Annotated in this window: 24 protein-coding genes; 15 read left to right on the plus strand and 9 right to left on the minus strand. The window is 54.6% G+C overall.

The window, feature by feature from the left end:
* Nucleotides 1–39 precede the first annotated feature (39 nt).
* The 6 genes from mnmA (at nt 40) to AC3RPL_RS11285 (ending at nt 6,721) form a co-directional block, all read left to right on the plus strand.
* A complete protein-coding gene (gene mnmA, locus AC3RPL_RS11260; protein WP_490740089.1) occupies nt 40–1,143 on the plus strand; it encodes a tRNA 2-thiouridine(34) synthase MnmA in 1,104 nt (367 codons plus the stop codon).
* 60 nt (nt 1,144–1,203) lie between these two features.
* Entirely contained in the window at nt 1,204–1,848 is a 645-nt protein-coding gene (gene hflD, locus AC3RPL_RS11265; RefSeq protein WP_261640750.1) for a high frequency lysogenization protein HflD, read from the plus strand.
* A 20-nt stretch (nt 1,849–1,868) separates the two neighbouring features.
* Complete coding sequence (gene purB, locus AC3RPL_RS11270; protein ID WP_490740090.1) at nt 1,869–3,239, plus strand: adenylosuccinate lyase; 1,371 nt, start codon at nt 1,869–1,871, stop codon at nt 3,237–3,239.
* Nucleotides 3,240–3,365: 126 nt separating this feature from the next.
* Nucleotides 3,366–4,034 (plus strand): two-component system response regulator PhoP, encoded by a 669-nt coding sequence (gene phoP / locus AC3RPL_RS11275; protein WP_034939373.1) that lies wholly within the window; start codon nt 3,366–3,368, stop codon nt 4,032–4,034.
* 4 nt (nt 4,035–4,038) lie between these two features.
* On the plus strand, nt 4,039–5,499 hold the full coding sequence (gene phoQ / locus AC3RPL_RS11280) for a two-component system sensor histidine kinase PhoQ (protein ID WP_490740091.1): 1,461 nt from the start codon (nt 4,039–4,041) through the stop codon (nt 5,497–5,499).
* 94 nt (nt 5,500–5,593) lie between these two features.
* Nucleotides 5,594–6,721: a ribosomal protein uL16 3-hydroxylase gene (locus AC3RPL_RS11285; protein ID WP_490740092.1), complete on the plus strand. Its 1,128-nt coding sequence runs from the start codon at nt 5,594–5,596 to the stop codon at nt 6,719–6,721.
* A 131-nt stretch (nt 6,722–6,852) separates the two neighbouring features.
* Here the strand turns inward: AC3RPL_RS11285 and pepT are convergent, their stop codons facing one another.
* Nucleotides 6,853–8,085 (minus strand): peptidase T, encoded by a 1,233-nt coding sequence (pepT, locus tag AC3RPL_RS11290; RefSeq protein ID WP_490740093.1) that lies wholly within the window; start codon nt 8,083–8,085, stop codon nt 6,853–6,855.
* Between the two features lie 93 nt (nt 8,086–8,178).
* Nucleotides 8,179–8,739, minus strand: coding sequence for a helix-turn-helix domain-containing protein (locus AC3RPL_RS11295; RefSeq protein WP_490740094.1), 561 nt, complete (start codon nt 8,737–8,739; stop codon nt 8,179–8,181).
* A 92-nt stretch (nt 8,740–8,831) separates the two neighbouring features.
* Between AC3RPL_RS11295 and AC3RPL_RS11300 the strand changes: the two genes are divergently transcribed.
* The 5 genes from AC3RPL_RS11300 (at nt 8,832) to AC3RPL_RS11320 (ending at nt 13,617) form a co-directional block, all read left to right on the plus strand.
* Nucleotides 8,832–10,016 carry a benzoate/H(+) symporter BenE family transporter gene (locus AC3RPL_RS11300; RefSeq protein ID WP_490740095.1) on the plus strand — a complete coding sequence of 395 codons (1,185 nt, stop codon included), beginning with the start codon at nt 8,832–8,834 and terminating at the stop codon, nt 10,014–10,016.
* Nucleotides 10,017–10,185: 169 nt separating this feature from the next.
* The gene (locus AC3RPL_RS11305; RefSeq protein WP_490740096.1) at nt 10,186–11,103 is read left to right on the plus strand and encodes a metal ABC transporter substrate-binding protein; all 918 of its coding nucleotides are present in this window, start codon (nt 10,186–10,188) and stop codon (nt 11,101–11,103) included.
* Nucleotides 11,104–11,126: 23 nt separating this feature from the next.
* Complete coding sequence (locus AC3RPL_RS11310) at nt 11,127–11,918, plus strand: manganese/iron ABC transporter ATP-binding protein (RefSeq protein WP_490740678.1); 792 nt, start codon at nt 11,127–11,129, stop codon at nt 11,916–11,918.
* Nucleotides 11,918–12,778, plus strand: coding sequence for a metal ABC transporter permease (locus tag AC3RPL_RS11315; RefSeq protein WP_490740680.1), 861 nt, complete (start codon nt 11,918–11,920; stop codon nt 12,776–12,778). The genes AC3RPL_RS11310 and AC3RPL_RS11315 overlap by 1 nt, the downstream gene beginning before the upstream one ends.
* A complete protein-coding gene (locus AC3RPL_RS11320; RefSeq protein ID WP_490740097.1) occupies nt 12,775–13,617 on the plus strand; it encodes a metal ABC transporter permease in 843 nt (280 codons plus the stop codon). The genes AC3RPL_RS11315 and AC3RPL_RS11320 overlap by 4 nt, the downstream gene beginning before the upstream one ends.
* On the opposite strand, the gene AC3RPL_RS11325 is transcribed toward AC3RPL_RS11320, so the two are convergent.
* The 5 genes from AC3RPL_RS11325 to lolC are packed head-to-tail and all read right to left on the minus strand — an operon-like array spanning nt 13,605 to nt 17,780.
* A complete protein-coding gene (locus tag AC3RPL_RS11325; protein ID WP_490740098.1) occupies nt 13,605–13,736 on the minus strand; it encodes a hypothetical protein in 132 nt (43 codons plus the stop codon). The two genes, AC3RPL_RS11320 and AC3RPL_RS11325, sit on opposite strands and share 13 nt — an antisense overlap.
* A gap of 30 nt (nt 13,737–13,766) precedes the next feature.
* Nucleotides 13,767–14,603 carry a Sir2 family NAD+-dependent deacetylase gene (cobB, locus tag AC3RPL_RS11330; RefSeq protein WP_261640759.1) on the minus strand — a complete coding sequence of 279 codons (837 nt, stop codon included), beginning with the start codon at nt 14,601–14,603 and terminating at the stop codon, nt 13,767–13,769.
* A 36-nt stretch (nt 14,604–14,639) separates the two neighbouring features.
* Nucleotides 14,640–15,884, minus strand: coding sequence for a lipoprotein-releasing ABC transporter permease subunit LolE (gene lolE, locus AC3RPL_RS11335; RefSeq protein WP_490740099.1), 1,245 nt, complete (start codon nt 15,882–15,884; stop codon nt 14,640–14,642).
* Nucleotides 15,884–16,588: a lipoprotein-releasing ABC transporter ATP-binding protein LolD gene (gene lolD, locus AC3RPL_RS11340; protein WP_490740100.1), complete on the minus strand. Its 705-nt coding sequence runs from the start codon at nt 16,586–16,588 to the stop codon at nt 15,884–15,886. Before lolD ends, lolE begins: the two co-directional genes overlap by 1 nt.
* Complete coding sequence (gene lolC, locus AC3RPL_RS11345) at nt 16,581–17,780, minus strand: lipoprotein-releasing ABC transporter permease subunit LolC (protein WP_379888060.1); 1,200 nt, start codon at nt 17,778–17,780, stop codon at nt 16,581–16,583. The genes lolD and lolC overlap by 8 nt, the downstream gene beginning before the upstream one ends.
* Before the next feature lie 301 nt (nt 17,781–18,081).
* On the opposite strand from lolC, the gene AC3RPL_RS11350 reads away from it, so the two are divergent.
* Both AC3RPL_RS11350 and mfd read left to right on the plus strand, forming a co-directional pair.
* The gene (locus tag AC3RPL_RS11350; RefSeq protein WP_034939351.1) at nt 18,082–18,291 is read left to right on the plus strand and encodes a hypothetical protein; all 210 of its coding nucleotides are present in this window, start codon (nt 18,082–18,084) and stop codon (nt 18,289–18,291) included.
* A 76-nt stretch (nt 18,292–18,367) separates the two neighbouring features.
* Nucleotides 18,368–21,811, plus strand: a complete 3,444-nt coding sequence (mfd, locus tag AC3RPL_RS11355) for a transcription-repair coupling factor (protein WP_490740101.1) — start codon at nt 18,368–18,370, stop codon at nt 21,809–21,811.
* Nucleotides 21,812–21,884: 73 nt separating this feature from the next.
* Here the strand turns inward: mfd and AC3RPL_RS11360 are convergent, their stop codons facing one another.
* Both AC3RPL_RS11360 and AC3RPL_RS11365 read right to left on the minus strand, forming a co-directional pair.
* Entirely contained in the window at nt 21,885–22,424 is a 540-nt protein-coding gene (locus tag AC3RPL_RS11360) for a glycine zipper 2TM domain-containing protein (protein ID WP_034939423.1), read from the minus strand.
* Nucleotides 22,425–22,720: 296 nt separating this feature from the next.
* The gene (locus AC3RPL_RS11365; RefSeq protein ID WP_490740681.1) at nt 22,721–24,013 is read right to left on the minus strand and encodes an NAD(P)/FAD-dependent oxidoreductase; all 1,293 of its coding nucleotides are present in this window, start codon (nt 24,011–24,013) and stop codon (nt 22,721–22,723) included.
* Nucleotides 24,014–24,636: 623 nt separating this feature from the next.
* Between AC3RPL_RS11365 and AC3RPL_RS11370 the strand changes: the two genes are divergently transcribed.
* On the plus strand, nt 24,637–25,236 hold the full coding sequence (locus AC3RPL_RS11370; RefSeq protein WP_490740102.1) for a carbonic anhydrase: 600 nt from the start codon (nt 24,637–24,639) through the stop codon (nt 25,234–25,236).
* Nucleotides 25,233–26,681, plus strand: a complete 1,449-nt coding sequence (locus tag AC3RPL_RS11375) for a SulP family inorganic anion transporter (protein ID WP_490740103.1) — start codon at nt 25,233–25,235, stop codon at nt 26,679–26,681. Before AC3RPL_RS11370 ends, AC3RPL_RS11375 begins: the two co-directional genes overlap by 4 nt.

Genomic DNA, 26,681 nt, shown 5'->3' on the forward strand with positions numbered 1-26,681 from the left:
TTTAAAGGGCGGCCAGCCATTCAAAGTCAGGTGTTTCTCATGTCATCAAGTCAGAAAAAAGTGATCGTCGGCATGTCCGGCGGCGTCGACTCTTCCGTTTCCGCCTGGTTACTGCAACAGCAGGGCTATCAGGTGGAAGGCCTGTTTATGAAAAACTGGGAAGAGGATGACGGTGAGGAATACTGTACGGCAGCGGAAGATCTGGCCGATGCGCAGGCCGTCTGCGACAAGCTGGGAATCGAGCTGCACACGTTCAATTTTGCGGCAGAATACTGGGATAACGTGTTTGAACATTTCCTGGCAGAATACAAAGCGGGCCGCACCCCCAATCCCGATATCCTGTGCAATAAAGAGATCAAATTCAAAGCCTTTCTGGAATTTGCCGCCGAGGATCTGAACGCCGACTTTATTGCTACCGGCCACTATGTTCGTCGTCAGGATGTCGACGGCAAAAGTCGTCTGTTACGCGGCCTGGATGACAATAAAGATCAAAGCTATTTCCTTTACACTCTCGGTCATCAGCAGATTGCCCGCAGCCTGTTTCCGGTGGGCGAACTGGCAAAACCTGAAGTTCGTCGTCTTGCGGAGCAGCTGGAACTGGTCACCGCAAAGAAAAAAGACTCCACCGGTATCTGTTTTATTGGCGAGCGTAAATTTCGCGATTTCCTTGGGCGCTATCTGCCAGCCCAGCCTGGCATCATCGTCAGCGTCGACGGCGATGTTGTTGGTGAACATCAGGGGCTGATGTACCACACGCTGGGCCAACGTAAGGGCCTCGGTATCGGTGGTACCCGTGAGGGAAGTGAAGATCCCTGGTATGTGGTGGACAAAGACGTGGCAAACAACCTGCTGGTAGTGGCGCAGGGACACGACCATCCGCGCCTGATGTCATCCGGCTTGATTGCACAACAACTGCACTGGGTGGATCGTGCTCCTCTGACCGCTGAACTGCGTTGCTCGGTGAAAACCCGCTATCGTCAGAGCGATATTCCCTGCACCCTCGTCCCACTGAGCGAAGATCGTCTGGACGTTCGTTTTGATGAGCCGGTCGCTGCGGTGACTCCGGGTCAGTCCGCCGTTTTCTATCTGGGTGAGGTCTGCCTGGGGGGCGGCATTATTGAACAGCGGCTGCCGCTGCTCTGATCCTATACCGGCAGTTCATCGCGCATTTATCTCTGCACACAGGCGTATACAGGAGTTACCGTGGCGAAGAATTTTTATGACATCACGCTGGCACTGGCAGGTATCTGTCAGTCGGCGCATCTGGTGCAGCAACTGGCCCATCAGGGCCACTGCCCTGCGGATGCCCTGAAGATATCACTGAACAGCGTGGTGGACCTGAACCCCACCTCTACTCTGGCGGTATTTGGCAACGATGAAGCACATTTGCGCTTCGGACTGGAGACGCTGCTGGCGGTGCTCAACAATAATCGCCACGGTGCAGGTGCCGAACTGACCCGCTACACGCTGAGTCTGATGGTGCTGGAACGGAAGCTGAGCGCCAGACGCAATGCTCTCGACGAGCTGGCAAACCGTATCCGGCAACTGGACAGGCAACTGGCTCACTTCGACGCCGACTCTGATACATTGCTCAGCGCAATGGCAACCATTTATGTTGATGTGATAAGCCCACTCGGCCCACGCATCCAGGTGACCGGCTCTCCGGCGGTGCTGCAAAATATGCAGATTCAAAGTAAAGTTCGCGCCACACTGCTTGCCGGTATTCGCGCCGCCGTGTTGTGGCAGCAGGTTGGCGGCGGCCGCCTGCAACTGATGTTTTCCCGCAATCGTCTTGCCAGCGAGGCGAAGCAAATTTTATCCCGCATTACCGGGTCATCCTCATACTAACCTTTCCAGGAGTTGCACCAATGGAATTATCCTCTCTGACCGCCGTCTCTCCCGTTGATGGCCGTTACGGCGACAAAGTCAGCCCTCTGCGCGCTATTTTCAGCGAATACGGCCTGCTGAAGTTTCGCGTTGAAGTGGAAGTTCGCTGGCTACAAAAACTGGCTGCCTCTGCAGAGATCAGGGAAGTTCCTGCATTTGATGCCGACGCAAACGCTTTCCTTGATGCGATTGTCAGCAATTTCAATGAAGATGACGCCGCGCGTATTAAAACGATTGAGCGCACCACTAACCATGACGTCAAAGCCGTTGAGTATTTTCTGAAAGAGAAAGTGGCACCTGTAACTGCGCTGCATGACGTCTCTGAATTTATTCACTTCGCCTGCACCTCTGAAGATATCAACAATCTGTCTCATGCTCTGATGCTGGATACGGCCCGCCGTGAGGTAATTGTGCCTTACTGGAACAAAATCATCGCGGCGGTGAAAGATCTGGCGGTGCAGTATCGGGATATTCCGTTATTGTCGCGGACCCACGGTCAGCCTGCCACCCCGTCAACGCTCGGCAAAGAGATGGCTAACGTGGCTTATCGCTTTGAACGTCAGCTGCGTCAGTTAGAAAAGATTGAGGTGCTGGGCAAAATTAATGGTGCGGTAGGTAACTACAATGCCCACATTGCTGCTTATCCGGAAGTTGACTGGCACCAGCTGAGCGAAAGCTTTGTCACCTCGCTGGGCATCACCTGGAATCCTTACACCACGCAGATTGAGCCGCATGATTATATTGCCGAGCTGTTTGACTGCATGGCACGTTTCAACACCATTCTGATCGACTTCGATCGCGATGTATGGGGTTACATTGCGCTGAACCACTTTAAGCAGAAAACCGTCGCCGGCGAAATCGGCTCCTCCACCATGCCTCACAAAGTTAACCCGATTGATTTTGAAAACTCCGAAGGTAATCTTGGCCTGGCAAATGCCGTTATGCAGCATCTGGCCAGCAAACTTCCGGTTTCACGCTGGCAGCGTGACCTGACTGACTCTACCGTGCTGCGTAATCTTGGCGTGGGCGTGGGCTATGCAGTCATTGCCTATCAGGCAACATTGAAAGGAATTGCCAAGCTGGAAGTTAACCGCGATCGCCTGCTGGATGAGCTGGACCATAACTGGGAAGTGCTGGCAGAACCGATCCAGACGGTTATGCGTCGTTACGGCATTGAGAAACCTTACGAGAAGCTGAAAGAGCTGACGCGGGGCAAGCGTGTGGATGCCGCAGGGATGAAAGCCTTTATTGATGGACTGGATCTACCGGAAGAAGAGAAGTCGCGATTGAAGTTAATGACCCCGGCCAACTATCTTGGTCGTGCGGTTCAAATGGTTGACGAACTTAAGTAACCTGCCTGCACGGGCTGGCGTTAGTCAGCCTGTGTTAACCTGCTGTTTATCCGCTTTCGCCTATACTTTCCTTAAGATTAACATAAGGCCCGTGGCCCCCCCGAATCACAGATAAAGGATAATATTATGCGTGTACTGATTGTGGAAGATAACCCCCTGCTACGTCATCATCTCTCCGTGCAACTGCGTGAAATGGGTCATCAGGTTGACGCAGCGGAAGATGCCAAAGAGGCAGATTATTTTCTTAACGAGCATACGCCCGATATTACGCTGGTCGATTTGGGTTTGCCCGATGAAGACGGTATGTCGCTGATCCGTCGCTGGCGAACCCAGGAGGTAAAACAACCGATTCTGGTTCTGACCGCGCGCGAAGGCTGGCAGGCAAAAGTTGAAGCGCTGGAGGCTGGCGCAGATGACTATGTCACCAAACCTTTTCATATCGAAGAGGTGGTGGCACGGATGCAGGCACTGATGCGACGCAACAGCGGTCTGGCTTCGCAGATTATCACCCTGACGCCTTTTCAGGTCGATCTCTCCCGCCGTGAACTGACCATCGATGAGCAACAAATCAAACTGACCGCCTTTGAATACACCATTATCGAAACATTGATTCGTAATGCCGGAAAAGTGGTTAGCAAGGATTCGCTGATGCTTCAGCTTTATCCCGATGCCGAACTGCGTGAAAGCCATACCATCGACGTGCTGATGGGACGCTTACGTAAAAAAATCCAGGCACTGTACCCGCAGGAAGTGATCACCACCGTACGTGGTCAGGGTTACAGGTTTGATATCTGATCAGATGCCAACATTCACCCTTAAAACACCCTTTTCTCTCCGGGCCCGTTTTTTACTCGCCACGGCGGTGGTGGTTCTCATTCTCTCGCTCTCCTATGGCATGGTTGCCGTAGTTGGCTACGTGGTGAGCTTCGACAAAAATACCTATCGCGTGATGCGAGGCGAAAGCAACCTGTTTTTTACCCTGGCACAGTGGCAGGACGACAAATTGAGCATCGTTCAGCCAGGATCGATTTCCCTTAACTTCCCAACGTTAGTGTTTATCTACAACGAAAAAGGCAAACTGCTGTGGCAGTTACGCGATGTGCCAGAGATCCGGGGGAAGATCAACCATGACTGGCTGAAGCGCTCCGGTTTTTATGAGATTAATACCGACAACAGCACCAGTCGTCAGGCGCTGGGGAACGACCCGGAGGCGCAGAACAAAATGACCGCCTACGATGATGACAATAACGATACCTTTACCCACTCGGTGGCGGTAAACCGCTATGATGCCACTCCCACTCTTCCCGCGCTGACGATTGTGGTGGTTGATTCTATTCCTCAGGAATTACAACACTCTGACGTGGTGTGGTCATGGTTCAGCTATGTGTTACTGGTCAACCTGCTGCTGGTGATCCCGCTGCTGTGGCTGGCGGCACACTGGAGCCTTCGCCCGATTGGAAAGCTTGCCAGTCAGTTGCGGGAGCTGGAAAACGGCACCCGCGAGACGCTCGAACCCCAGCCGCCGCAGGAACTCAAAAGTCTGGTGCGCAACCTTAATTTATTGCTGGACAATGAACGGCAGCGCTACACCCGCTATCGCACTACCTTAAGCGATTTGACGCACAGCCTTAAAACGCCGCTGGCCGTATTGCAGACCACGCTACGCTCACTACGCGGCGGACGCAATCTGTCGATTGAGCAGGCCGAACCGATAATGCTGGAGCAGATCAGCCGCATTTCACAGCAAATCGGCTACTATCTGCATCGCGCCAGCATGCAGGCTGACCATAACGTACTTAAACGTGAATTACATTCCGTGCCGGGCCTGCTGGACAGCCTGTGCTCAGCGCTGAATAAAGTCTATCAGCGTAAAGGTGTCTCGCTGACGCTGGATATCTCGCCGGAACTGACCTTTATCGGCGAGCAAAATGACTTTATGGAAGTGATGGGCAACGTGCTGGATAATGCCTGTAAATACTGTCTGGAATTTGTTGAAATCACCGCCCGCCAGACCGACAACGAACTGCATCTGATTGTGGATGATGACGGACCGGGTATTCCGGAAAGCAAACGCGATTTGATCTTTATCCGCGGACAGCGTGCCGACACGCTGCGGCCAGGCCAGGGGCTTGGGCTGGCGGTCGCCAGAGACATTCTGGAGCAATACACAGGCGACATTATTGCCAGCACCAGCGAACTGGGTGGCGCAAGGATGGAAGTGATTTTCAAGCGTCAGGAAGTGCAGCACGGCGACGAATAAATCGGCTTACTGCCAGCCCGCAGGTAAAAAGGGTGAGTACGGTTTTTTTCAACGTTGTTATAATCGATAAAAATCAGCAGCTCAGGAATGCTCAATGAATTATCATCTCGACCTCAACTGGCCCGATTTTGTGCAACGTTACTGGCAGAAAAGACCGGTGCTGCTCAAGCGCGGTTTTAAAAACTTTGTTGACCCCATTTCCCCGGACGAGCTGGCCGGTCTGGCAATGGAAAACGAAGTTGACAGTCGCCTGGTCAGCCATCATGAGGGCAAATGGCAGGTCAGCCACGGCCCGTTCACCAGCTTCGATCATCTGGGCGAAAACAACTGGTCACTGTTGGTTCAGGCGGTAGATCACTGGCACGAACCCTCTGCCGCGCTGATGCGTCCATTTCGTTTTCTGCCAGACTGGCGCACAGACGACCTGATGATCTCTTTCTCCGTGCCCGGTGGCGGGGTCGGCCCTCACCTCGATCAGTACGATGTGTTTATCATCCAGGGCACCGGCCGCCGCCGCTGGCGTGTCGGTGAGAAGGTGGCAATGAAACAGCACTGCCCTCACCCGGACCTGCTTCAGGTAGAACCCTTCGAGGCGATTATCGATGAAGAAGTCGAGCCTGGCGATATCCTCTACATCCCGCCGGGATTCCCTCATGAAGGCTATTCACTGGAAAATGCCCTCAGTTATTCCGTCGGCTTCCGTGCTCCCAACGGGCGTGAACTGCTCAGTGGTTTTGCTGATTATGTGCTTTCCCGCGAGCTGGGCAGCTATCGCTTCAGCGATCCGGATGTGGCGGCGCGTGAACACAGCGCAGAGATCCTGCCGCAGGAGCTGGAGAGCATGCGGAAGATGATCCTCGATTTAGTTAACCAGCCGGAAGATTTCAGTCAGTGGTTTGGCGAATTTATCTCCCAGTCCCGTCATGAACTGGATATTGCCCCGCCGGAGCCGCCTTACCAGCCTGATGAGATTTATGATGCCCTGCAACAAGGAGATCGCCTGAAACGTCTGGGTGGCCTGCGGGTGCTCTCTATTGGACATACGGTGTTTATCAATGGTGAACAGATCGCCTCGCCACACCGTGATGCCCTGACGCTGCTGGCTAATCAGCATTCGCTGGGTGTGGAAGAACTGGGGGCGGTGCTGGACGATCCGGCATTCCTTGCTCAGCTGTCAGCGCTGGTGAACAGCGGCTACTGGTACTTCAGCGAAGAAGAGTAACAGCCTGGATGGCGAACGTTCTGCTATGTTGCCTGCAACAAGCGAACTCTGCCGCGCCACGGAGGGCGCGACATCATGCTGAAATGACAGGCTGAAGTACGATATCTTTCAGGACGTAATAAAACACAGGTTTATGGCTTTGTCCTTGCGGCCGTCAGTGCCGCAATCCGCATAATCACCGCCACCGCCTTTTCCATATTATTCAGTGAAGCAAACTCATGCCTGCCGTGGTAATTGTACCCTCCGGTAAACAGGTTAGGACATGGCAGGCCCTTAAACGAGAGGGCCGCCCCATCGGTGCCGCCACGAATGGGTTTTACTTCCGGCTCGATATCGCAGTCACGCATCGCCTGAAGCGCAAGCTCAATAATATGGGGATGCGCCTCAACTTTTTCGCGCATATTAAGATACTGATCCTCAATTTCCACGTCGATTGCTGCGCAGGCTGGCAGCCTTTCCCCCAGCCGGGTAGCAATTTCTCTCATCAGTTTTTTACGTTCGGCAAAGCGCTGGCTGTCAAAATCGCGAATGATGTAGTGCAGTTCGGCCTTGTCGACACAGCCCTTGATACCATGCAGATGATAAAATCCCTCATACCCGGCGGTCTGTTCCGGCACCTCATTTTCCGGCATCGCCGCGTGAAAACGCATCGCCAGATCGAGGGCATTGACCATTACCCCTTTGGCCGTCCCCGGATGCACATTATTACCGGTGATCCTGATCGTGACTGAGGCGGCATTGAAGTTCTCATATTCGAATTCGCCGATGCCACCGCCATCCACCGTGTAGCCCCACTCTGCGCCAAACGCCGCCACATCGAAACAGCGGGTGCCTCTCCCTGTCTCCTCATCGGGCGTAAAGGCAATACGGATTTTACCGTGTGGAATATTTTCACTTTTCAGTCTGGAAATTGCGGTAACGATTTCTGCAATCCCCGCTTTATTGTCGGCACCTAACAGGGTTTTACCGTCGGTGGTAATCAGCGTATGACCAGTCAGGCTGTGCAGCACCGGAAACATGACCGGTGAGAGGATCTCATCACCAATACCCAGCGCAATATCGCCGCCCCGATAGTTTTCCACAATCTGCGGATTGACATTTTTAGCCGTGAAATCGGGCGAGGTGTCCATATGGGAGATGAAACCAATCGTCGGCACCGGCCAGTCAACATTCGCAGGCAGTGTGGCCATCACAATGCCGTGTTTGCTCAGCGTAACATCACTTAAACCCAGCGTTTCAAGCTCGTTGTGCAGGACTTTTGCCAGCCGCAGTTGCCCTTCCGTGCTGGGGATCTGGCGGACATGACTTTTTGATTGCGTATCATAAGAAACATATTCCAGAAAGCGGTCGAGTAAATTATTCATCTTTCTTCCCTCTGAATGGCAGACCTCATTATCAGTCATTCTGGCTGCTGAATATTGCGTCAAGTCAGGTCACCGGTGAGTGAAGGCACCGGGTCACCCAGCCTGACGCTGCGGGTAATGGATAAGGCTGTGAAATTTTACCGTCTGTTCACCAGGGTTATAGTAGCTGTGTGTGCAATCTGCCTGAAAACGCAAAACCTCATCTTTTTTAAGGGTATGCCAGATTCCATCAACCGCCAGCTGCAATTCCCCCTGATTAACCACCACATGCTCAATGACGCCGCTGTCATGAGCCGAAGACTCACTGATGCCGCCGGCAACCAGTTCAACCGCCAGCATATCGAAGCGCAATACCGGATCGTAAGGGAACAGCGGGGTAACTTTCATCACGTCGATACCCTGTTTCAGGCCCTCAGACAGTACTGAGGCTGCGGATGGGGCCTCTGCTGGCAGGATAAATACCGAAAAGGGAACATTAAAACCGGTGGCAATTTTCCACAGCGTTGCCACGGTCGGGCTGGATTCACCCCGTTCAATCTGGCCCAGCATGGCTTTACTCACGCCGGTTTTCCCGGCAGCCTGGGTCAGACTCCACCCTCGTGACGTTCGCAAAGACTTCAGGGTGACGCCGGGTTGAAGAAAGGGATCGCTCATACCACCTCCTGGTCAGGACCGCCATTTTAGCACTTGTACGTTATAACGCACAGTGCTAGCTTGTGCGTTATAACGTACAAACGGAGATTTTTATGCGTCCACCTCTCTCCCTCTCTCATCTGACATTTCCTGCCGTAGTGGCTGGTTTTGTTGCCGTGCTGGTTGGCTATACCAGCTCAGCGGCGATTATCTTCCAGGCGGCAAGCGCAGCTGGTGCCTCTGCCATGCAGACCGGCGGCTGGCTGACCATGTTGGGGCTGGCGATGGGCGTAACGTCGATTGGTCTTTCGCTCTGGTATCGCACCCCCATCCTCACCGCGTGGTCGACGCCAGGTGCCGCGCTGCTGGTCACCAGCCTGCCCGGCACTCCGCTGCCAGAAGCCATCGGCGTCTTTATTTTTGCCTCTGGGCTGATTTTCCTGTGTGGAGTAACGGGACTGTTTGCCCGTCTGATGGACCATATTCCGCTGGCAATCTCGTCTGCCATGCTGGCCGGCATCTTACTGCGTTTTGGCATTGATGCTTTTGGCTCATTCCGCATTGATTTCACCCTGACGGGGACGATGTGCCTGAGCTACCTTGTCGCACGGCGTTATCTTCCCCGCTACGCTATTGTGCTGACCCTGCTGGCGGGTCTGGCGGTTGCCTGCGCTCAGGGGACGTTTTCTGCTTCGCAGCAGCCGTTTTCTTTTGTTCTGCCGGAATTTGTCGCGCCCCACTTTACGCTGTCCACCCTGCTGGGCATCGGCATCCCGTTTTTTGTGGTGACCATGGCTTCACAAAATGCGCCCGGCATCGCCATATTAAAGGCCGCAGGCTGGCAGATCCCTGTTTCCCCGCTGATGAGCTGGACCGGCCTCGCCTCCCTGCTGCTCGCGCCCTTTGGTGGATTTTCTGTCTGCATCGCCGCCATTACTGCCGCTATCTGTATGGGGCCCGACGTCCATCCCGACCCTCATCGCCGTTACTGGGGAGCCGTCTGCGCCGGTTTTTTCTATCTGCTGGCCGGATTATTTGGCGGGGTGATTGGACAATTGTTCAGTGCCCTTCCGGCGGCCTTAATCCACACCATTGCCGGTCTGGCACTGCTGGGCACCATCGCATCCAGTCTGCAACGGGCTTTGTCAGAGGAAAAACAGCGTGAAGCCGCCGTGATTACCTTTCTGATAACCGCCTCAGGCCTGACGCTGCTGGGTGTGGGTGCTGCATTCTGGGGCCTGGTGGGGGGCGTTATCGCACATCTGATCCTGTCATTCGGGCAACGCGCCAACGCATAAACACCGCTTTTCAGGCAACCCGTCCCGTCATTGCACCAACGGGTTGCTCCTCTCCTCGTATATCAGCAAGGGTATCTCTGTCACATAAATGATAATTATCGCTAACAAATTATAGCAAGTGCTATATTTTATAGCATTGTCTATGTAACGTAATTTCAGGAGAAGGTGAATGAAAAAATGGTGGGCTCTGGCGTCAGGCTTTTCTGGCGCACTCATTATCGTTCTGCTGCTTGCGGCTCCCCCGGCGCAGGCGCAGGAAAAATTTAAGGTGGTCACCACCTTTACCATCATTGCTGATATGGCGAGGAACGTGGCCGGTGACGCGGCGGTGGTCGAGTCGATTACCCGAGCGGGAGCGGAAATTCATGAGTATCAGCCAACGCCGGGGGATATCCGGCGTGCACAGGGCGCACAGCTGATCCTGTCAAATGGCCTGAATCTGGAACTGTGGTTCAGAAAGTTTTATCAACACTTATCCGGCGTGCCGGAAGTCGAGGTTTCTACAGGGATTATACCGCTGGGGATAACAGCCGGGCCTTACAACGGCAAACCCAATCCTCACGCCTGGATGTCACCCGAAAATGCGCGTATTTATGTTAATAACATTCGCGATGCGCTGGTGAAGTACGACCCGTCAAACGCCGCGATTTATCGTAAGAATGCAGAAATTTATCAGCAAAAAATTGCCGCCACCCTGCACCCCCTGCGCGAAGAGATTGACAGCATACCGGCAGACAAACGCTGGCTGGTGAGCAGTGAAGGTGCTTTTTCCTACCTTGCACGCGATCTCGGGCTGAAAGAGCTTTACCTGTGGCCAATTAATGCCGATCAGCAGGGAACCCCGCAGCAGGTTCGCCAGGTGATTGATGCCGTCAAGAAAAACGCCATTCCGGCGATCTTCAGCGAAAGCACCGTCTCTGACAAACCTGCTCGCCAGGTTGCAAGGGAGACCGGCGCACACTACGGCGGCGTACTCTATGTGGATTCTCTCAGCACCGCTAATGGTCCGGTTCCCACCTATCTTGATCTGCTGCGTGTCACCACGAAAACAGTGGTGACAGGCATTACTGACGGGCTGAAACGATGAGTCACTCTCCTTCTGACAGCACTGTGCTGCATCCGGCCGGCATTGAGGCCGCAAACCTGACCGTCACCTGGCGCAATGGCCATACCGCGCTCAGAGATGCCAGTTTTTGCGTTCCCCAGGGAACGCTCGCCGCCCTGGTGGGTGTCAATGGCTCCGGAAAATCAACGCTGTTTAAAGCGCTGATGGGCTTTGTTCCGCTGGCCAGTGGCAACGTCAGCCTGGCTGGCATGGCGACCCGTCAGGCATTGAAGCAGAATCTGGTGGCCTATGTTCCTCAGTCGGAGGATGTTGACTGGCATTTTCCGGTACTGGCTGAAGATGTGGTGATGATGGGGCGTTATGGACACATGGGCAGGTTAAGAATACCCCGTAAAGCAGACCGGGATGCGGTAACGGCCGCGCTGGATCGGGTGGGAATGGGAGATTTTCGTCACAGGCAGATTGGCGAGCTATCGGGTGGGCAAAAAAAACGCATCTTTCTCGCCCGTGCTATCGCCCAGGGTGGGAAAATTGTGCTGCTTGATGAGCCGTTTACCGGCATTGATATCAACAGTGAACAGCAACTTGTCTTATTACTGCAACAGATGCGGGATGAGGGATGCACCCTGCTGGTTTCAACACATAACCTTGCTGCCGTGGAGCGTTTTTGCGACTACAGCGTACTGATTAAAGGCACGGTGCTGGCCTGTGGCCCGACCGCCGAAACCTTTACCGCAGCGAATCTCAGCAAAACTTTCGATGGCATTCTGCATCCAGTGATGTCGGCGCTTACGGCAACTGAAGATGGCACACTACCGCAGAAGGAGCACCGATGATAAGCACATTACTGGAACCGTTTAGCTATCAATACATGCTCAACGCTATGTGGGTATCTGCGCTGGTGGGCGGCGTATGCGCTTTTCTCTCCTGCTTTCTGATCCTGAAAGGCTGGTCGCTGATTGGCGATGCGCTGTCCCATGCTGTCGTACCGGGCGTCGCCGGGGCCTGGATGCTGGGATTGCCCTTCTCGCTGGGGGCTTTTTTTTCCGGCGGGCTGGCCGCGGCAGCCATGCTGTTTCTCCATCAGCGCACCCGACTGCGCGAAGACGTGATCATCGGCCTTATCTTCTCCTCCTTCTTTGGTTTCGGGCTGTTTATGATGTCGCTTAATCCAACCTCGGTGAATATCCAGACCATCGTGTCAGGCAACATCCTGGCGGTGACACCCGCTGATATCCTGCAACTGGCCCTGAGTGGCGTGGTCTGCCTGACCATCCTGCTGCTGAAATGGAAAGATTTGATGGTGACCTTCTTTGATGAGAATCACGCCCGTAGCGTGGGTCTGGATCCGCTGCGTCTGAAAGCGTTGTTCTTTGTTTTGTTATCGGTGACCACGGTCGCCGCGTTGCAAACCGTCGGGGCTTTTCTGGTGATTTGCATGGTAGTAGCGCCAGGGGCAACGGCATATTTACTGACCGACCGCTTCCCCCGAATGCTGGTGCTGGCGGTGATCATGGGTGCAGTCACCAGCTTTTTTGGTGCCTGGATCAGTTATTTTCTTGATGGTGCGACGGGTGGGATTATCGTGGTGGCACAGGCGATTATCTTTCTGCTGGCGTTTTTGTTTTCGCCCAAATATGGCTGGCTGAACCGGCACAGACGCGCGTTATCACAGCGTGAGGGGCAGATGCGATGAGCCTCACATTTTTGCTGCAACCCTTTCAGTTTGATTTTATGCACAACGCCCTGCTGATTGCGGTGTTGCTGGCCGTTCCCTCGGCACTCATTTCCTGCCTGCTGGTGCTGAAAGGCTGGGCGTTACTGGGTGATGCCATGAGCCACGCGGTGTTTCCTGGCGTAGTACTGGCCTGGCTTGTGGGCTTACCTTTTGCCGTGGGTGCCTTTTTCGCCGGGCTGTTTTGTGCGCTGGCAACGGGTTTTCTTAAGGAGCACACCAGAATAAAACAGGATGCCCTGATGGGAATTGTCTTCTCCGCCATGTTTGCCATCGGGTTAATCATGTCGGTGGCGGTAAAGGCTGAGATTCATCTCGATCATATTCTGTTCGGGGATATGCTGGGGATTAACTTCAGCGATTTAATGCAGACCGGGCTTATTGCCCTGCTGATTAGCCTGATTCTGGCGGCGAAATGGCGCGATTTTCTGCTGCATGCTTTTGATCCCATCCAGGCCAGCGCCAGCGGCCTCAATGCCCGGCTGCTGCATTACGGACTGCTGTGTATGACCTCGCTGACCATTGTCGCGGCGCTGAAAGCCGTGGGAATTATTCTGACCCTGTCGCTACTTATCGCTCCCGGTGCCATTGCGCTGCTGCTGACCCGACGTTTTGTCAGCATGATGCTGGTTGCCGTGCTGCTGGCGGTGACGGTGACCTTCAGCGGCGTTTACCTGTCTTTTTTTATCGACAGCGCGCCAGCACCGACCATTGTGGTGCTTTTCTCACTGGTTTTTATCGTGGTGTTCACGCTGGTCAGCATAAGAGACAGACGTCGCCATCGCTATCAGCCGGGCTGACGGGCTGACGGGCTGACGGGCTGACGGGCTGACGGGCTGACGGGCTGACGGGCTGACGGGCTGACGGGCTGACGCAGATAAGGGACAACATCGCCGCGAATAACAACAGCTTTTGTCACTTTTCAGCCCTCAGCCACTGTCTTCGCCGCTCAGCGGCCTGCTTTTCGCAGCAGGTTTTGCACAAATTTCGGCACCACCTCACTGGCCGGCCCGTACTCTTTCTCGTCAAACTCACTGCCCACCTGGCTGGGTTGCAGATTCAGCTCCAGCGTATGCGCCCCCTGCAACTTCGCCTCATGAACAAATCCTGCCGCCGGATAAACGTGGCCTGAGGTACCAATGGCAACAAAGTAGTCGGCCTCCGCCAGCGCGGTGTAGATCTCATCCATCTGAAGCGGCATCTCACCAAACCAGACGATATGCGGTCGCAGCACCGATGGAAACTGGCAACAGTGGCAGCGCTCATCGGGATTGACATCGTCCTGCCAGTTCACCACTTGACCACTGGTAACACAGCGCAGCTTCAGCAGTTCACCGTGCATATGGATGATATTGCGGTTGCCCGCCCGCTCATGCAGATTGTCGATATTTTGCGTCACCAGCAAAAAGTGGTCCCCGAGCGCCGCTTCCAGCTCTGCCAGAGCCAGATGCGCGGCATTAGGCGCAATCTCAGGCTGCTGCAACTGGCGTCGACGCGCATTGTAAAAGGCCTGAACCTTTTGCGGGTCCTGAGCAAACCCTTCCGGCGTCGCCACCTCTTCCACTTTGTGATCTTCCCACAAACCATCCGCAGCGCGGAAGGTACGAATACCTGACTCGGCGGAGATACCTGCACCGGTCAGCACCACCACGCGTGGCAGAGGATTACGGGCAATCTCAATATTACGATCGCGCTCGAAAATGCGCTGACGAAAGCGCTGATGCACCTGACGTCGGTTTTTTTTGTAACGTGCCAGTCTCAGACGGCGTCGGGGGGTACGCATCATAACTTTTCTGCTCCTTAACGTGCCGGAATGCGGCCTTTAGTGACCGCTGAGTACGCGGGCGGGGTCGATTCGACTGGCTCTTCTCGCCGGATACCAGCTGGCAATCAGGCTGAGCACCAGTGAGGTCAACAGCACAATGGTGACATCCAGCCAGTGGACTTCTGACGGTAAAAAGTCAATAAAGTAAATATCACCGGACAGAAAATGATAGCCGGTCAGGGATTCAATACCCCGAATCAGTGGCGTCAGGTTGTAAGCGGCCAGCACCCCAATCACCACGCCGCTGACGCTACCCAGCAGCCCTGCCATCAGCCCGTACCAGACAAAGATTGCGCGGATCAAACCATCCTTCGCGCCAAGGGTACGCAACACCGCAATGTCGCTGCTCTTGTCCTTCACCGCCATCACTAACGTCGAGACGATATTGAAACAGGCCACGCCAATCACCAGCACCATTGCCAGATACATAATGGCGCGGATCATCTGGATGTCACGGTACATATAGCCATAGGTGCCAATCCAGCTGCGGATATAGACGTAAGCATGGGTGACTTCACCGGCATCGCGCACCAGTTTTTGCGCGGCAAAGGGATCGTTCATTTTCAACGCAATACCGGTGACGTTGTCACCCATATTCAGATACTGCTGCGCATCGGCCAGGGGCACCAGCGCCAGGCTGTGATCCAACATGCCGCTGAGGGCAGGAATACCGCTCACCTGGAGACGTACACGCTTTGGCTGCAACAGTTTTTGTCCCTGGCTGCTGTTGGGGATCAGGATAGTCAGCCAGTCGCCCTGTTTCAGATTGAGACTTTTTGCCAGCCCCTGGCCCAGAATGATTTGTTGCTTACCCGCGCTGAAACTCTGCCAGGCATTATTCTGCGCATAAGCCGGCAGCGCGCTGAGTCGCGTTTCCTGTTGCGGATCGACGCCTTTTACCTGGACCGCCTGCAACTTCACCCCGCTCTCAATAAGTCCGGTGAAGTTGATATAGGGTGCGGCCGCAGCAATCCCCTTAACCTGCGCTACCTGCGGCAACAATGTCTGCCAGCCGGTAAAAGGCTGTTTCACCGGCTCGATTTCACCGTGAGGCACCACCGCCAGGATGCGGTTGTTCAGCTCACGTTCAAAGCCGTTCATCGCACTGAGACCAATAATCAGCACCGCCACGCCCAGCGCAATGCCGGCGGTAGAAATGACCGAAATCAGCGAAACCATGCCGCCACGACGACGCCCGCGGCTGAAGCGCAGGCCAAGCAGAAGAGAGAGAGAGCCGGTCATCACGCCAGCCCCGTCAGGGTTAAGGTGTCGCTCAACTGACCATCACGCATTTCCATCTGACGGTTAAGACGTTTTGCCAGGTGCAAATCGTGGGTAACCACCAGGAAGGCCGTGCCCTGCCGCACATTCAGCTCGCCGAGCAGATCGAAGATGGCATCGGCATTGCGTGCGTCAAGATTGCCGGTCGGCTCATCGGCCAGCACCAGACGTGGATTATTCACCAGCGCCCTCGCAATCGCCACGCGCTGCCGCTCGCCGCCGGACAGCTCAGAGGGACGATGGTGCGCGCGTTTTTCCAGCCCGACGGCCCTGAGCATCTCCGTGGCTTTGGCCTGCGCCTCATCCTTCACGACTTTACCAATCAGTAGCGGCATGGCGACGTTTTCCAGCGCGCTGAAATCAGGCAGCAGATGATGAAACTGATAAATAAAGCCCAGTTCCCGATTACGTAATCCGGCTCTGGCGGCACCGGAAAGGCGGCTGAGCGACTGACCATTGAAAATCACCTCCCCGGATGTCGGCGTATCCAGCCCGCCCAGCAGATGCATCAGGGTACTTTTACCGGAGCCGGAACTGCCAACAATGGCCATCATCTCACCGGCTGCCACGCTGAAAGTGACGTTGCGCAGAACGTCAGTCTGTACGCTGCCTTCCTGGTAGCCTTTGCACAGCTGGCCACACTGCAACAGGATTGTATTACTCATAACGTAAAGCCTCAGCGGGTTGAACGGCGGCGGCGCGCCAGGAAGGATAGAGGGTGGAGAGCAACGACAGCACCATCGCGCTGACCACTATGGTCGCCACCTGCGGCAGAGAAATCTCGACCGGCAGCGCCGCGCCATCAAGCAGCGTGCCGATGAGCGGCATCAGATTATTCAACTGGCTGGCCAACAGGACTCCCAGCAATGCGCCAAGTATCGAACCCACTATCCCTGCCGTCGCCCCCTGCACCATAAAGACCAGCACTATCTGGCGTCGCGTCAGTCCCTGCGTTTGCAGGATAGCCACTTCGCCCTGTTTTTCCATGATCAACAACCCCAGCGACGTGATGATGTTGAAGGCGGCAACGGCAACAATCAGGCTCAGCAGCAGCCCCATCATATTTTTTTCCATCCTTACCGCCTGGAACAGCTCGCCTTTGCGCTCACGCCAGTCTTTCCACACCAGCCCCTGCGGCAGGGTCTGCTGGCTCAGCGCATCAACCTGTAGCGGCTTGTCCAGCCATAAACGCCAGCCGGTAATGCTACCCGCCGGATAGCGCATCAGACGAGAAGCGTCCTGCTGATTAACCAGCATCTGATAGCCATCGACTTCGCTGTTGGCGGCAAAGGTGCCTGCCACGGTAAACAGACGCTGGCTGGGCAGACGCCCCATCGGCGTGAACTGGCTGGCGGAAGGCACCATCAGACGAAGCTCATCACCCCGCTTGACGCCAAGCTGCTGCGCCAGCTGTTCTCCCAGAATCACGTTGTACTGGCCTGACGTTAGCGCATCCTGAGTCACGTTGTTCAGATACGGCGTCAGTGGGTCAGGCTCATCAGGATTGATCCCCAGCATCACCCCGACGCCGACGCCATGGGCGCTTTGCAGCACCACATCCGCCGTGGTCAGCGCAGTGATGCGGCTTACGCCATGCAGTTGCAGTGAACTGGCCGGGATCTGTTGCGGATCGAGAGAGCCTTTTTCGCTGGTCACCAGCGCCTGAGGCATCAGATTGAGCGTACTTTTTTCCAGTTCATGCTCAAAACCATTCATCACCGACAACACGGTGACCAGGGCCAGCACCCCCAGCGTAATGCCAATGGCTGAAAGCCAGGAAACAAACCGTCCGAAACGGTCTGATGCTCGTCCACGCATATAACGCAGACCGATAAATAACGCGACAGGTTGATACATGTAATCCGTCTTCTGGCGATGGATAAAGTAAAAAAGTGATCGAAGATGATAAAGGACAGTCCGGCGTTATGGAACCTCCAGACCACTGAGTCTGCACGATTGTTTTGTCACTAAAGGCGTCATGGCGATAAATAGCGCAATATCGTTTAAAAAACGCCCGCTATTTGCGCCATTGTTTCCGCCGTCCCGGCATACACTCTCTTTGACCGGCCGCCCCCACGCCGGGCAAAGGATCAGCACCCTGCGGTGTTTTCCGTCCCCATAACCGCCCAGACCGGGGCTGAATCCGGGAGTCGTTAACATGACCAGATATTCTGAAGGCAGCATCGTGAAACATAAAACGGGCGATATCAAAGGGATGGTGACTAACGTTTTCGCTCAGGACCACGCGCCGACCGGCTATTACGTGAGGTGGGATGACGGAAATCACAGCTATCACGGAGAAAAAGAGCTGAGATGGGCAAACATTGACCGCCCCAGAATGCACTACACGCAACAATCGCCAAAATAGAGGTATACTCCGGTTAGCCGAACGGGAACCTGAGGTTTCCTGCTCTCCTTAAAGTGAAGAGACCGCCTGACTGATTATGCCTGAACAATCCCGATATACCCTGCCCACCAAAGCAGGCGACCTGCGCCAGCTGGGGCAACTGAACGGTGCCGCCTGCGCGGTAGAATCCGCAGAAATCATTACCCGTCATCAGGGACCGGTGCTGTTAATCGCCGCAGATATGCAAAATGCCCTGCGCTTACAGGACGAGATTAAACAATTTACCGATGCGCCGGTGCTCAGCCTGGCGGACTGGGAAACACTGCCCTTTGACAGTTTTTCGCCTCATCAGGAAATTATCTCGTCACGTTTATCCACGCTTTATCATCTCCCCTCGCTGGAGCGTGGCGTGCTGATCCTGCCGGTGAACACGCTGATGCAACGCGTCTGTCCACACCGTTTTCTGCATGGTCATGCGCTGGTGATGAACAAGGGCCAGCATCTTTCCCGCGATACACTGCGTGCCCAGCTTGAACAGGCTGGCTACCGTCATGTCGACCAGGTGATGGAACACGGCGAATACGCCACACGCGGTGCGCTGCTGGATATCTTCCCAATGGGCAGCGAGCAGCCTTACCGCATTGATTTTTTTGATGAAGAAATAGACAGCCTGCGTCTGTTTGATGTTGACAGCCAGCGTACGCTGGAAGAAGTCGCGGCGATAAATTTGCTTCCGGCGCATGAATTTCCCACCGATAAAGCGGCCATCGAACTGTTTCGCAGCCAGTGGCGGGAACACTTCGACGTGCGCCGTGAGCCAGAACACATTTATCAACAGGTCAGTAAAGGCACCCTGCCCGCCGGTATCGAATACTGGCAACCGCTGTTTTTTGACCAACCTCTGCTGCCACTGTTCAGCTATCTGCCTGCCAACACCCTGCTGCTGAGCTGCGGCGACATCGAAAACAGTGCCGACCGCTTCTGGCAGGACGTGACGTCACGTTTCGAAAGCCGTCGCGTTGATCCAATGCGTCCGCTGCTGCCGCCCGAATCGTTATGGCTGCGCACCGATCAACTGTTCAGTGAGCTGAAAAAGTGGCCGCGCATCGGGCTGAGAAACGACCTGCTGGCGGATAAAGCGGGCAGTACCAATCTGGGCTACCAGCCCCTGCCTGACCTGGCGGTGCAGGCGCAGGCCAAAGCCCCGCTGGACCCGCTTCGCCACTTCCTGGAAACCTTTTCCGGCCCGGTGGTGTTTTCCGTGGAAAGCGAAGGCCGCCGTGAGGCACTTCAGGAACTGCTGGCCCGTATCAAAATTGCGCCCAAAACCATTCAGGCGCTGCACCAGGCGCAACAGCCTGCGCAGTATCTGATGATCGGTGCCAGTGAGCATGGTTTTATTGATGACCTGCGTCACCGCGCATTGATTTGCGAGAGTGATTTGCTGGGTGAGCGGGTCAGCCGTCGCCGTCAGGACAGCCGCCAGACCATCAATCCGGACGTGTTGATCCGCAATCTGGCAGAGCTGCATCCCGGTCAGCCGGTGGTACATCTGGAACATGGCGTGGGCCGTTATATTGGTCTTACCACCCTCGAAACCGGCGGCATCACCGCAGAATATCTGATGCTGGCCTATGCAGGCGATGCAAAACTGTACGTGCCGGTTTCTTCTTTGCATCTGATCAGTCGCTATGCCGGTGGCGCAGATGAGAATGCGCCCCTGCATAAACTGGGCAGCGATGCCTGGAGTCGTGCCCGGCAAAAAGCCGCTGAAAAAGTCAGGGATGTGGCGGCCGAGCTGCTGGACATCTATGCACAACGGGCAGCAAAAACAGGTTTTGCCTTTAAACACGACCGTGAACAGTATCAGCAGTTCTGTCAAAGCTTCCCGTTTGAAACCACCCCGGATCAGGCTCAGGCGATCAATGCGGTGCTCAGCGATATGTGTAAACCGCTGGCAATGGATCGGCTGGTCTGCGGCGATGTCGGCTTTGGTAAAACGGAAGTGGCCATGCGCGCCGCTTTTCTGGCTGTTGAGAACCACAAGCAGGTTGCCGTGCTGGTGCCCACCACCCTGCTGGCTCAGCAGCATTACGACAACTTCCGTGACCGTTTTGCTAACTGGCCGGTGCGTATCGAGATGCTCTCCCGCTTCCGCACCAGCAAAGAACAGACGCAGGTGCTGAAGGATGCGCAGGAAGGTAAAGTCGATATTCTCATCGGCACGCACAAGCTGTTACAGAGTGAGATTAAATGGCGCGACCTGGGGCTGCTGATCGTTGATGAGGAGCACCGCTTCGGCGTCCGCCACAAAGAACGAATTAAAGCGATGCGGGCCGACGTTGATATCCTGACTTTAACCGCCACGCCAATCCCCCGTACGCTGAACATGGCGATGAGCGGTATGCGCGACCTGTCGATTATCGCCACCCCGCCGGCCCGTCGTCTGGCGGTAAAAACCTTCGTGCGTGAATTTGACAACCTGGTGGTACGCGAGGCGATCCTGCGTGAGGTGCTGCGTGGCGGCCAGGTGTACTACCTGTATAACGATGTGGAAAATATTGAGAAGGCCGCCAGCCGCCTGGCGGAACTGGTGCCTGAAGCACGCATTGCTATCGGCCACGGTCAGATGCGTGAGCGTGAGCTGGAGCGGGTGATGAACGATTTTCATCATCAGCGTTTCAACGTGCTGGTCTGTACCACCATCATTGAAACCGGTATCGATATCCCCACCGCCAATACCATTATCATCGAACGTGCCGACCATTTTGGTCTGGCGCAGCTGCACCAGCTTCGCGGTCGAGTAGGCCGCTCACATCATCAGGCCTACGCGTGGCTGCTGACGCCACATCCCAAAGCGATGACCACCGATGCACACAAGCGTCTGGAAGCCATCGCCTCACTGGAAGACCTGGGTGCCGGGTTTGCGCTGGCCACGCACGATCTGGAAATACGTGGTGCCGGTGAGTTGCTTGGGGAAGATCAGAGCGGTCAGATGGAGTCGATTGGTTTCTCTTTATATATGGAGCTGCTGGAAAATGCGGTGGATGCGCTGAAAGAAGGGCGCGAGCCATCGCTGGAAGATCTGACCAGCAACCAGACGGAGATTGAGTTGCGGATGCCTTCTTTGCTACCGGATGACTTTATTCCGGATGTGAACACCCGTCTGTCATTCTACAAGCGCATTGCCAGCGCGACAGATGACAGCGAGCTGGAAGATCTGAAAGTAGAGCTGATTGATCGCTTTGGTCAGCTGCCTGATGCGGCGCGAAACCTGCTGGATATCGCCGCCCTGCGTCTGATCGCGCAAAAAATTGGTATTCGTCGGGTAGAAGCCAGTGAAAAAGGCGGCTTTATTGAATTTGCCGCGAAAAACAAAGTCGACCCTGGCTGGTTGATTTCACTGTTGCAGAAAGAACCGCAGCAGTGGCGGTTAGATGGCCCAACCCGGCTGAAATTTATTCGCGATCTCAGCGAGCGTAAAACACGTATGCAGTGGATAAGGGAATTCATGGACCGGCTTCTGGCGAACGCCGCCTGAGCGGATGAACTGGCTGGAAACATCAACGAAAAAAAGCGGCCTCAGCCGCTTTATTTAACCCTCAGAGCAGGGATTATGCCTGGTTGTTCAGCACCAGCTGTCCGTTACTGTCCAGCGGAATGCGGGTTCCAGGGTCATTATCCATGCGGATTTTTCCCTGCTGATTACCAATCTTGTAGGTCACGTCGTAACCCATCATTTTTTCCTGCTTGTCATAGACCGTTTTGCAGCGCTGTTCGGTGGTGGTATAGGTATCACGCTCCTGCAAAGCGCCCTGCACCTGGTTGCCACCGTAGCCACCTGCCAGCGCACCGGCCACCGTTGCCACGCTACGACCTCGGCCGCCGCCGAACTGATGACCCAGCACGCCACCGGCCACCGCACCAAGAACAGAACCGGCGATGCGGTTTTCATCCTGCACCGGACGGCGGTGCGTCAGCGTGACATTCCGGCAGTCCTGACGGGGATTTTTAGAGATTTCTTTTATCGGGGTGGCTGACAGCACCTGCGCATATTGCGGACTGCGGTCAAACACATTCATACTTGCCACGCCAGCCACACCGAGTGCTGCCGCAACGCCAATACCCACACCTGCCAACATTGATTTATTCACAGGATGTCCTCCGAAAATGTTACCACGCATCAACGTCCCGGCCAGATGACTTTGCTGAGACGGTTACCCGGCGTGCGTGAAGCGCCGTATCTGGTTGAGATAAATTTTGCGCAGCAGGCTCAAATGTGACAATAAGAAAACAGGAAGAAATGAATATTACCAGGGATAACAGGCTGTTTTTAAGAGTCTTCTTAGCAGCTGCGTCGGATATGGCTGGCAGGCAGGGCTTATGTTGCCAGCGACAACATAAGCCCCTGTAGCGGTGATTTTCCTGGCTTTACTGAAACTTAATCGATTCAGTGCAGTTTCAGACGGGGACGGATCACCCGGTTAATACTACCCACCAGCATCATCAGCCCGGTTTTAAAATAACCGTGCAGAGCAACCTGGTGCATACGGTACAGCGATATATACACCATGCGGGCAATACGCCCTTCCACCATCATTGAGCCGCGCATCAGGTTACCCATCAGACTGCCAACGGTACTGAACCGGGAGAGTGACACCAGCGAACCATGGTCTTTATAGACGTAGGGTTTCTGTTTATGTCCTTTCTTCTCGGCCAGAATATTATTTAGCACCAGACTCGCCATCTGATGCGCAGACTGGGCACGGGGCGGCACAAACCCGCCGGAAGGCAGCGCACAGGAGGCGCAGTCACCAATGGCATAAATATCCGCATCGCGGGTGGTTTGCAGCGTCGGCTCCACCACCAGCTGGTTGATGCGGTTGGTTTCCAGTCCACCTATCTCTTTCATAAAATCTGGGGCTTTAATCCCGGCAGCCCATACCATCAGGTCAGCGTCAATAAATTCGCCGGATTTGGTGTTCAGGCCATTTGCGTCGGCGCTGGTCACCATCGTCTGGGTCAGTACGCGCACGCCCAGTTTTGTCAGCTCCTGATGAGCCGCAGCAGAGATGCGCGGCGGCAATGCAGGCAGGATACGCTCACCGGCTTCCACCAGCGTGACGTTGAGCGCCTGGTTGTCCAGACCCTTATAGCCATAGCTGTGCAGCTGTTTCACCGCATTATGCAGTTCAGCCGAAAGCTCCACGCCCGTCGCGCCCCCGCCGACAATAGCGATATTTACTTTTTCCTGCATACCGGCACTGGAAGAGAATTTCAGGAACAGGTTGAGCATTTCATTGTGGAAACGTCGCGCCTGGTGAGGGTTATCAAGGAAGATGCAATGGTCTTTTACGCCTGGCGTGCCAAAGTCGTTTGAGGTGCTGCCGAGTGCCATCACCAGCGTGTCGTAGCCCAGCTCACGAGCGGGAACCAGTAATTCCCCCTGGGCATCATGAATTTCAGCCAGTTGCAGCTTTTTATTTTCACGATCAATATCCGTCAGCGTGCCAAGCTGAAAGGTAAAGTGGTGGTTGCGGGCATGTGCCAGATAGCTTAACGCGTCAATCCCCTCATCCAGTGAGCCGGTGGCAACTTCGTGCAGCAGTGGCTTCCATAAGTGGCTGTGGTTACGGTCAACCAGAATGATTTCTGCCTTTTTTTTCCGCCCCAGTTTATGTCCCAGCTGTGTAGCCAGTTCAAGTCCACCGGCACCTCCACCAATAATAACAATCTTCTTCATGGCTGTAGTCAAACGACCCCCTCAAAATGTGAACCAATCGTTAATTAAAAGTTAAGCTAATATCCTTAATTAACATAGGGTTGGCGTGTTAATTTCCTGTCTGCCGGCAGAATAGCATGAGGCAATAGATGAGTCCTGTTAAAATTGATGCAAGTCAAGTTTTTCAGCCTGTTCCTGAAAAAACAGCGCTGTTTTCCCGATAATTTTTAATGTTATTTTGCCGCTCAGCACCCGCAGGAAATAATGCTTAAAAATAATATTAATTAATTATTTTTAATAAAAATCTCTGTAAGAATTAATTATTCACTGAGCAACATGAATAATTAATCCTGTCGGTGAGCAAATAACCCGCCAAAACCTTTTTGAAATAACTGAAATATCAGGCTGTTTTAAACAGTAAAATTCATCATATTCGAAATCCTGCCGTCTCTTATTTCACCGCCAGTCAATAACAGTGAAAACACGCCCTTCCCTTTATTAAGAATTCCTTAAGATTTAACGGATAAATTATCCACCGGGCCCGCACTGGCATCGATGGCTGAATAACCTCGCGTGTTCAGGGGCATCAGAGACAGGCAGTACGAAAGCACGGCACTGCCGGGTTTTATCAGCAGAGGGATGGCATGAAAATCGTTGATACTTTAATGGTACGAAACCGGAGTTGGGCAAAACAGCAGAAAAGACGCAATGCAGACTATTTTTTGAATCACATTCGCGGACAGCAGCCGGTAGCCCTGTGGATTGGCTGCTCTGACAGCCGCGTACCGGCGGAGGTGCTGACCTGCGCACAGCCGGGGGAACTTTTTGTTCATCGTAACATTGCGAATATGGTGCTGGCAGAAGATGACAGCCTGATGAGTGTGCTTGAGTACGCGCTGGGTGATTTACACATCTCCACAATTGTCCTGTGCGGGCATTACGGCTGTGGTGGCGTCAGGGCAGCACTGGCAATACCGCCCGAAAACCACAGCGCCTGTTCCGCTTTACCTCGCCGTTTATCCATTCTCAGGGATTCCCTTCATCAACCTGCCGACGTTGAATGCGATTCGGATCGACTTATCGAAACCCATGTGCGTATTCAGATGACAAATCTGCTGAATTGTCGCCCTGTCAGACAGGCGGCAACACAGGGAAAAGCACTGGATATTTATGGTTGTGTTTACGATTTACGCAGCGGCCATCTGAAACAACTCGTTCATCAGCATCAGGGAGCAGAAGGATGAATCTCACCGTATTACGAAAGGATTTTCTCGCGGGGGTGGTGGTTTTTCTGGTTGCGCTGCCGCTCAGCCTTGGCATCGCTCAGGCCTGCGATTTGCCTGCTTTTGCCGGACTGCTTAGCGGGGTGATTGGGGGCGTGGTGGTCACGCTTTTCAGTCCGTCGCGCTTTGCCGTCAGTGGACCGGCGGCGGGGCTGGTGACCATCGTCACGGGTGCGGTGGCGACGCTGGGATCATATTCGCTGATTCTGCTGGCGATAGCGATCGCGGGATTGCTACAGGCAGCCTTTGGCCTGTTACGTGCGGGTCGCTGGATTGGGCTGATTCCTGATTCAGTGATCCAGGGGATGATGGTGGCAATCGGCTTACAGCTGGTCCTGCAACAGATCCCGGTTTTTACCGGTGCTGAAACCGCTGCCGCTGGCGAATTATTCTCCCCTGCCTGCCTGTCGGTGGCAGCGGGCGCAATGCTGATTTTGCTATTGTGGCAGCAGCCGCTGATTCGTCGCACGCGGATACTCAGCCTGATCCCCGGCTCCCTGGCGGCGGTGCTCTGGGGAAGCCTGATGATGATAGCGGGCGATCTGTTTTATCCTCATCTGTCTGACACGGTGGAACGTATCCGACTCCCTGAGCTGGACTCAACAACGGAGCTGGCAGCGCAATTCGTTCACCCCGATCTTCTGCAAGGCTGGAACAACCCCGCAGTGTATACGATTGCGCTAACGCTGGCGCTGGTCGCCAGCCTGGAGACGTTGCTCAGCCAGCAGGCTTTACAAAAAATCAGGCCGCAGTATCCCCAGCCCTCGCCCGATGCGGAACTTCGTGCGCAGGGACTGGGCAATACGCTGAGCGGCCTGTTGGGCGGACTGCCGATCACCGCTGTTATTGTGCGCAGCTCGGTTAATGTCAGTGCCGGAGCAACCTCCAGATTGTCTGTAATCTGGCATGGCATCCTGCTGCTGCTGTGTGGTGTTTTTTTCGAAACCCTGCTGAACACCATCCCGCTTGCCACGCTTGCCGCCGTGCTGATTTTTACTGGCGGGAAACTCGCCTCACCCGCACAGTGGCTTGTCCAGTGGCGCAAAGGTTGGTCACAGTTTATTCCCTTTGCAACCACCGTCTGCGTCATTATCAGTGCGGGGATGCTGAGCGGCCTGGCCGCAGGGCTGGTGGTACAGCTGTTGTTGAGTAGCTGGGCCAGCCATCAGAGCGCCATTCAGCTGACGCGCTATCATGACTATTTTGTTGTGCGCTTCAACCAGAACCTGACCTTCCTGCACAATCCCCGGCTACAAAAATTGCTGCAAACCATCCCTGATAACAGCGTGGTCATTGCAGAATATGAAAATGCAGAATATATCGATGCGGATATCCGCACCACGCTGGCTGATTTTCAGACGACGGCTGGTCAGCGTGGCATTCGGATTGACAGCTGGCCCCGGTAA

Source organism: Erwinia papayae (genome assembly GCF_058241465.1).

Excerpts from the sequence above, each read along its gene's own strand:
- mnmA (WP_490740089.1), top strand. The coding sequence starts at position 40 with ATGTCATCAAGTCAGAAAAAAGTGATCGTCGGCATGTCCGGCGGCGTC.
- purB (WP_490740090.1), top strand. The coding sequence starts at position 1,869 with ATGGAATTATCCTCTCTGACCGCCGTCTCTCCCGTTGATGGCCGTTAC.
- phoP (WP_034939373.1), top strand. The coding sequence starts at position 3,366 with ATGCGTGTACTGATTGTGGAAGATAACCCCCTGCTACGTCATCATCTC.
- phoQ (WP_490740091.1), top strand. The coding sequence starts at position 4,039 with ATGCCAACATTCACCCTTAAAACACCCTTTTCTCTCCGGGCCCGTTTT.
- AC3RPL_RS11285 (WP_490740092.1), top strand. The coding sequence starts at position 5,594 with ATGAATTATCATCTCGACCTCAACTGGCCCGATTTTGTGCAACGTTAC.
- pepT (WP_490740093.1), bottom strand. The coding sequence starts at position 8,085 with ATGAATAATTTACTCGACCGCTTTCTGGAATATGTTTCTTATGATACG.
- AC3RPL_RS11295 (WP_490740094.1), bottom strand. The coding sequence starts at position 8,739 with ATGAGCGATCCCTTTCTTCAACCCGGCGTCACCCTGAAGTCTTTGCGA.
- AC3RPL_RS11300 (WP_490740095.1), top strand. The coding sequence starts at position 8,832 with ATGCGTCCACCTCTCTCCCTCTCTCATCTGACATTTCCTGCCGTAGTG.
- AC3RPL_RS11305 (WP_490740096.1), top strand. The coding sequence starts at position 10,186 with ATGAAAAAATGGTGGGCTCTGGCGTCAGGCTTTTCTGGCGCACTCATT.
- AC3RPL_RS11320 (WP_490740097.1), top strand. The coding sequence starts at position 12,775 with ATGAGCCTCACATTTTTGCTGCAACCCTTTCAGTTTGATTTTATGCAC.
- cobB (WP_261640759.1), bottom strand. The coding sequence starts at position 14,603 with ATGATGCGTACCCCCCGACGCCGTCTGAGACTGGCACGTTACAAAAAA.
- lolE (WP_490740099.1), bottom strand. The coding sequence starts at position 15,884 with ATGACCGGCTCTCTCTCTCTTCTGCTTGGCCTGCGCTTCAGCCGCGGG.
- lolD (WP_490740100.1), bottom strand. The coding sequence starts at position 16,588 with ATGAGTAATACAATCCTGTTGCAGTGTGGCCAGCTGTGCAAAGGCTAC.
- lolC (WP_379888060.1), bottom strand. The coding sequence starts at position 17,780 with ATGTATCAACCTGTCGCGTTATTTATCGGTCTGCGTTATATGCGTGGA.
- AC3RPL_RS11350 (WP_034939351.1), top strand. The coding sequence starts at position 18,082 with ATGACCAGATATTCTGAAGGCAGCATCGTGAAACATAAAACGGGCGAT.
- mfd (WP_490740101.1), top strand. The coding sequence starts at position 18,368 with ATGCCTGAACAATCCCGATATACCCTGCCCACCAAAGCAGGCGACCTG.
- AC3RPL_RS11365 (WP_490740681.1), bottom strand. The coding sequence starts at position 24,013 with ATGAAGAAGATTGTTATTATTGGTGGAGGTGCCGGTGGACTTGAACTG.
- AC3RPL_RS11370 (WP_490740102.1), top strand. The coding sequence starts at position 24,637 with ATGAAAATCGTTGATACTTTAATGGTACGAAACCGGAGTTGGGCAAAA.
- AC3RPL_RS11375 (WP_490740103.1), top strand. The coding sequence starts at position 25,233 with ATGAATCTCACCGTATTACGAAAGGATTTTCTCGCGGGGGTGGTGGTT.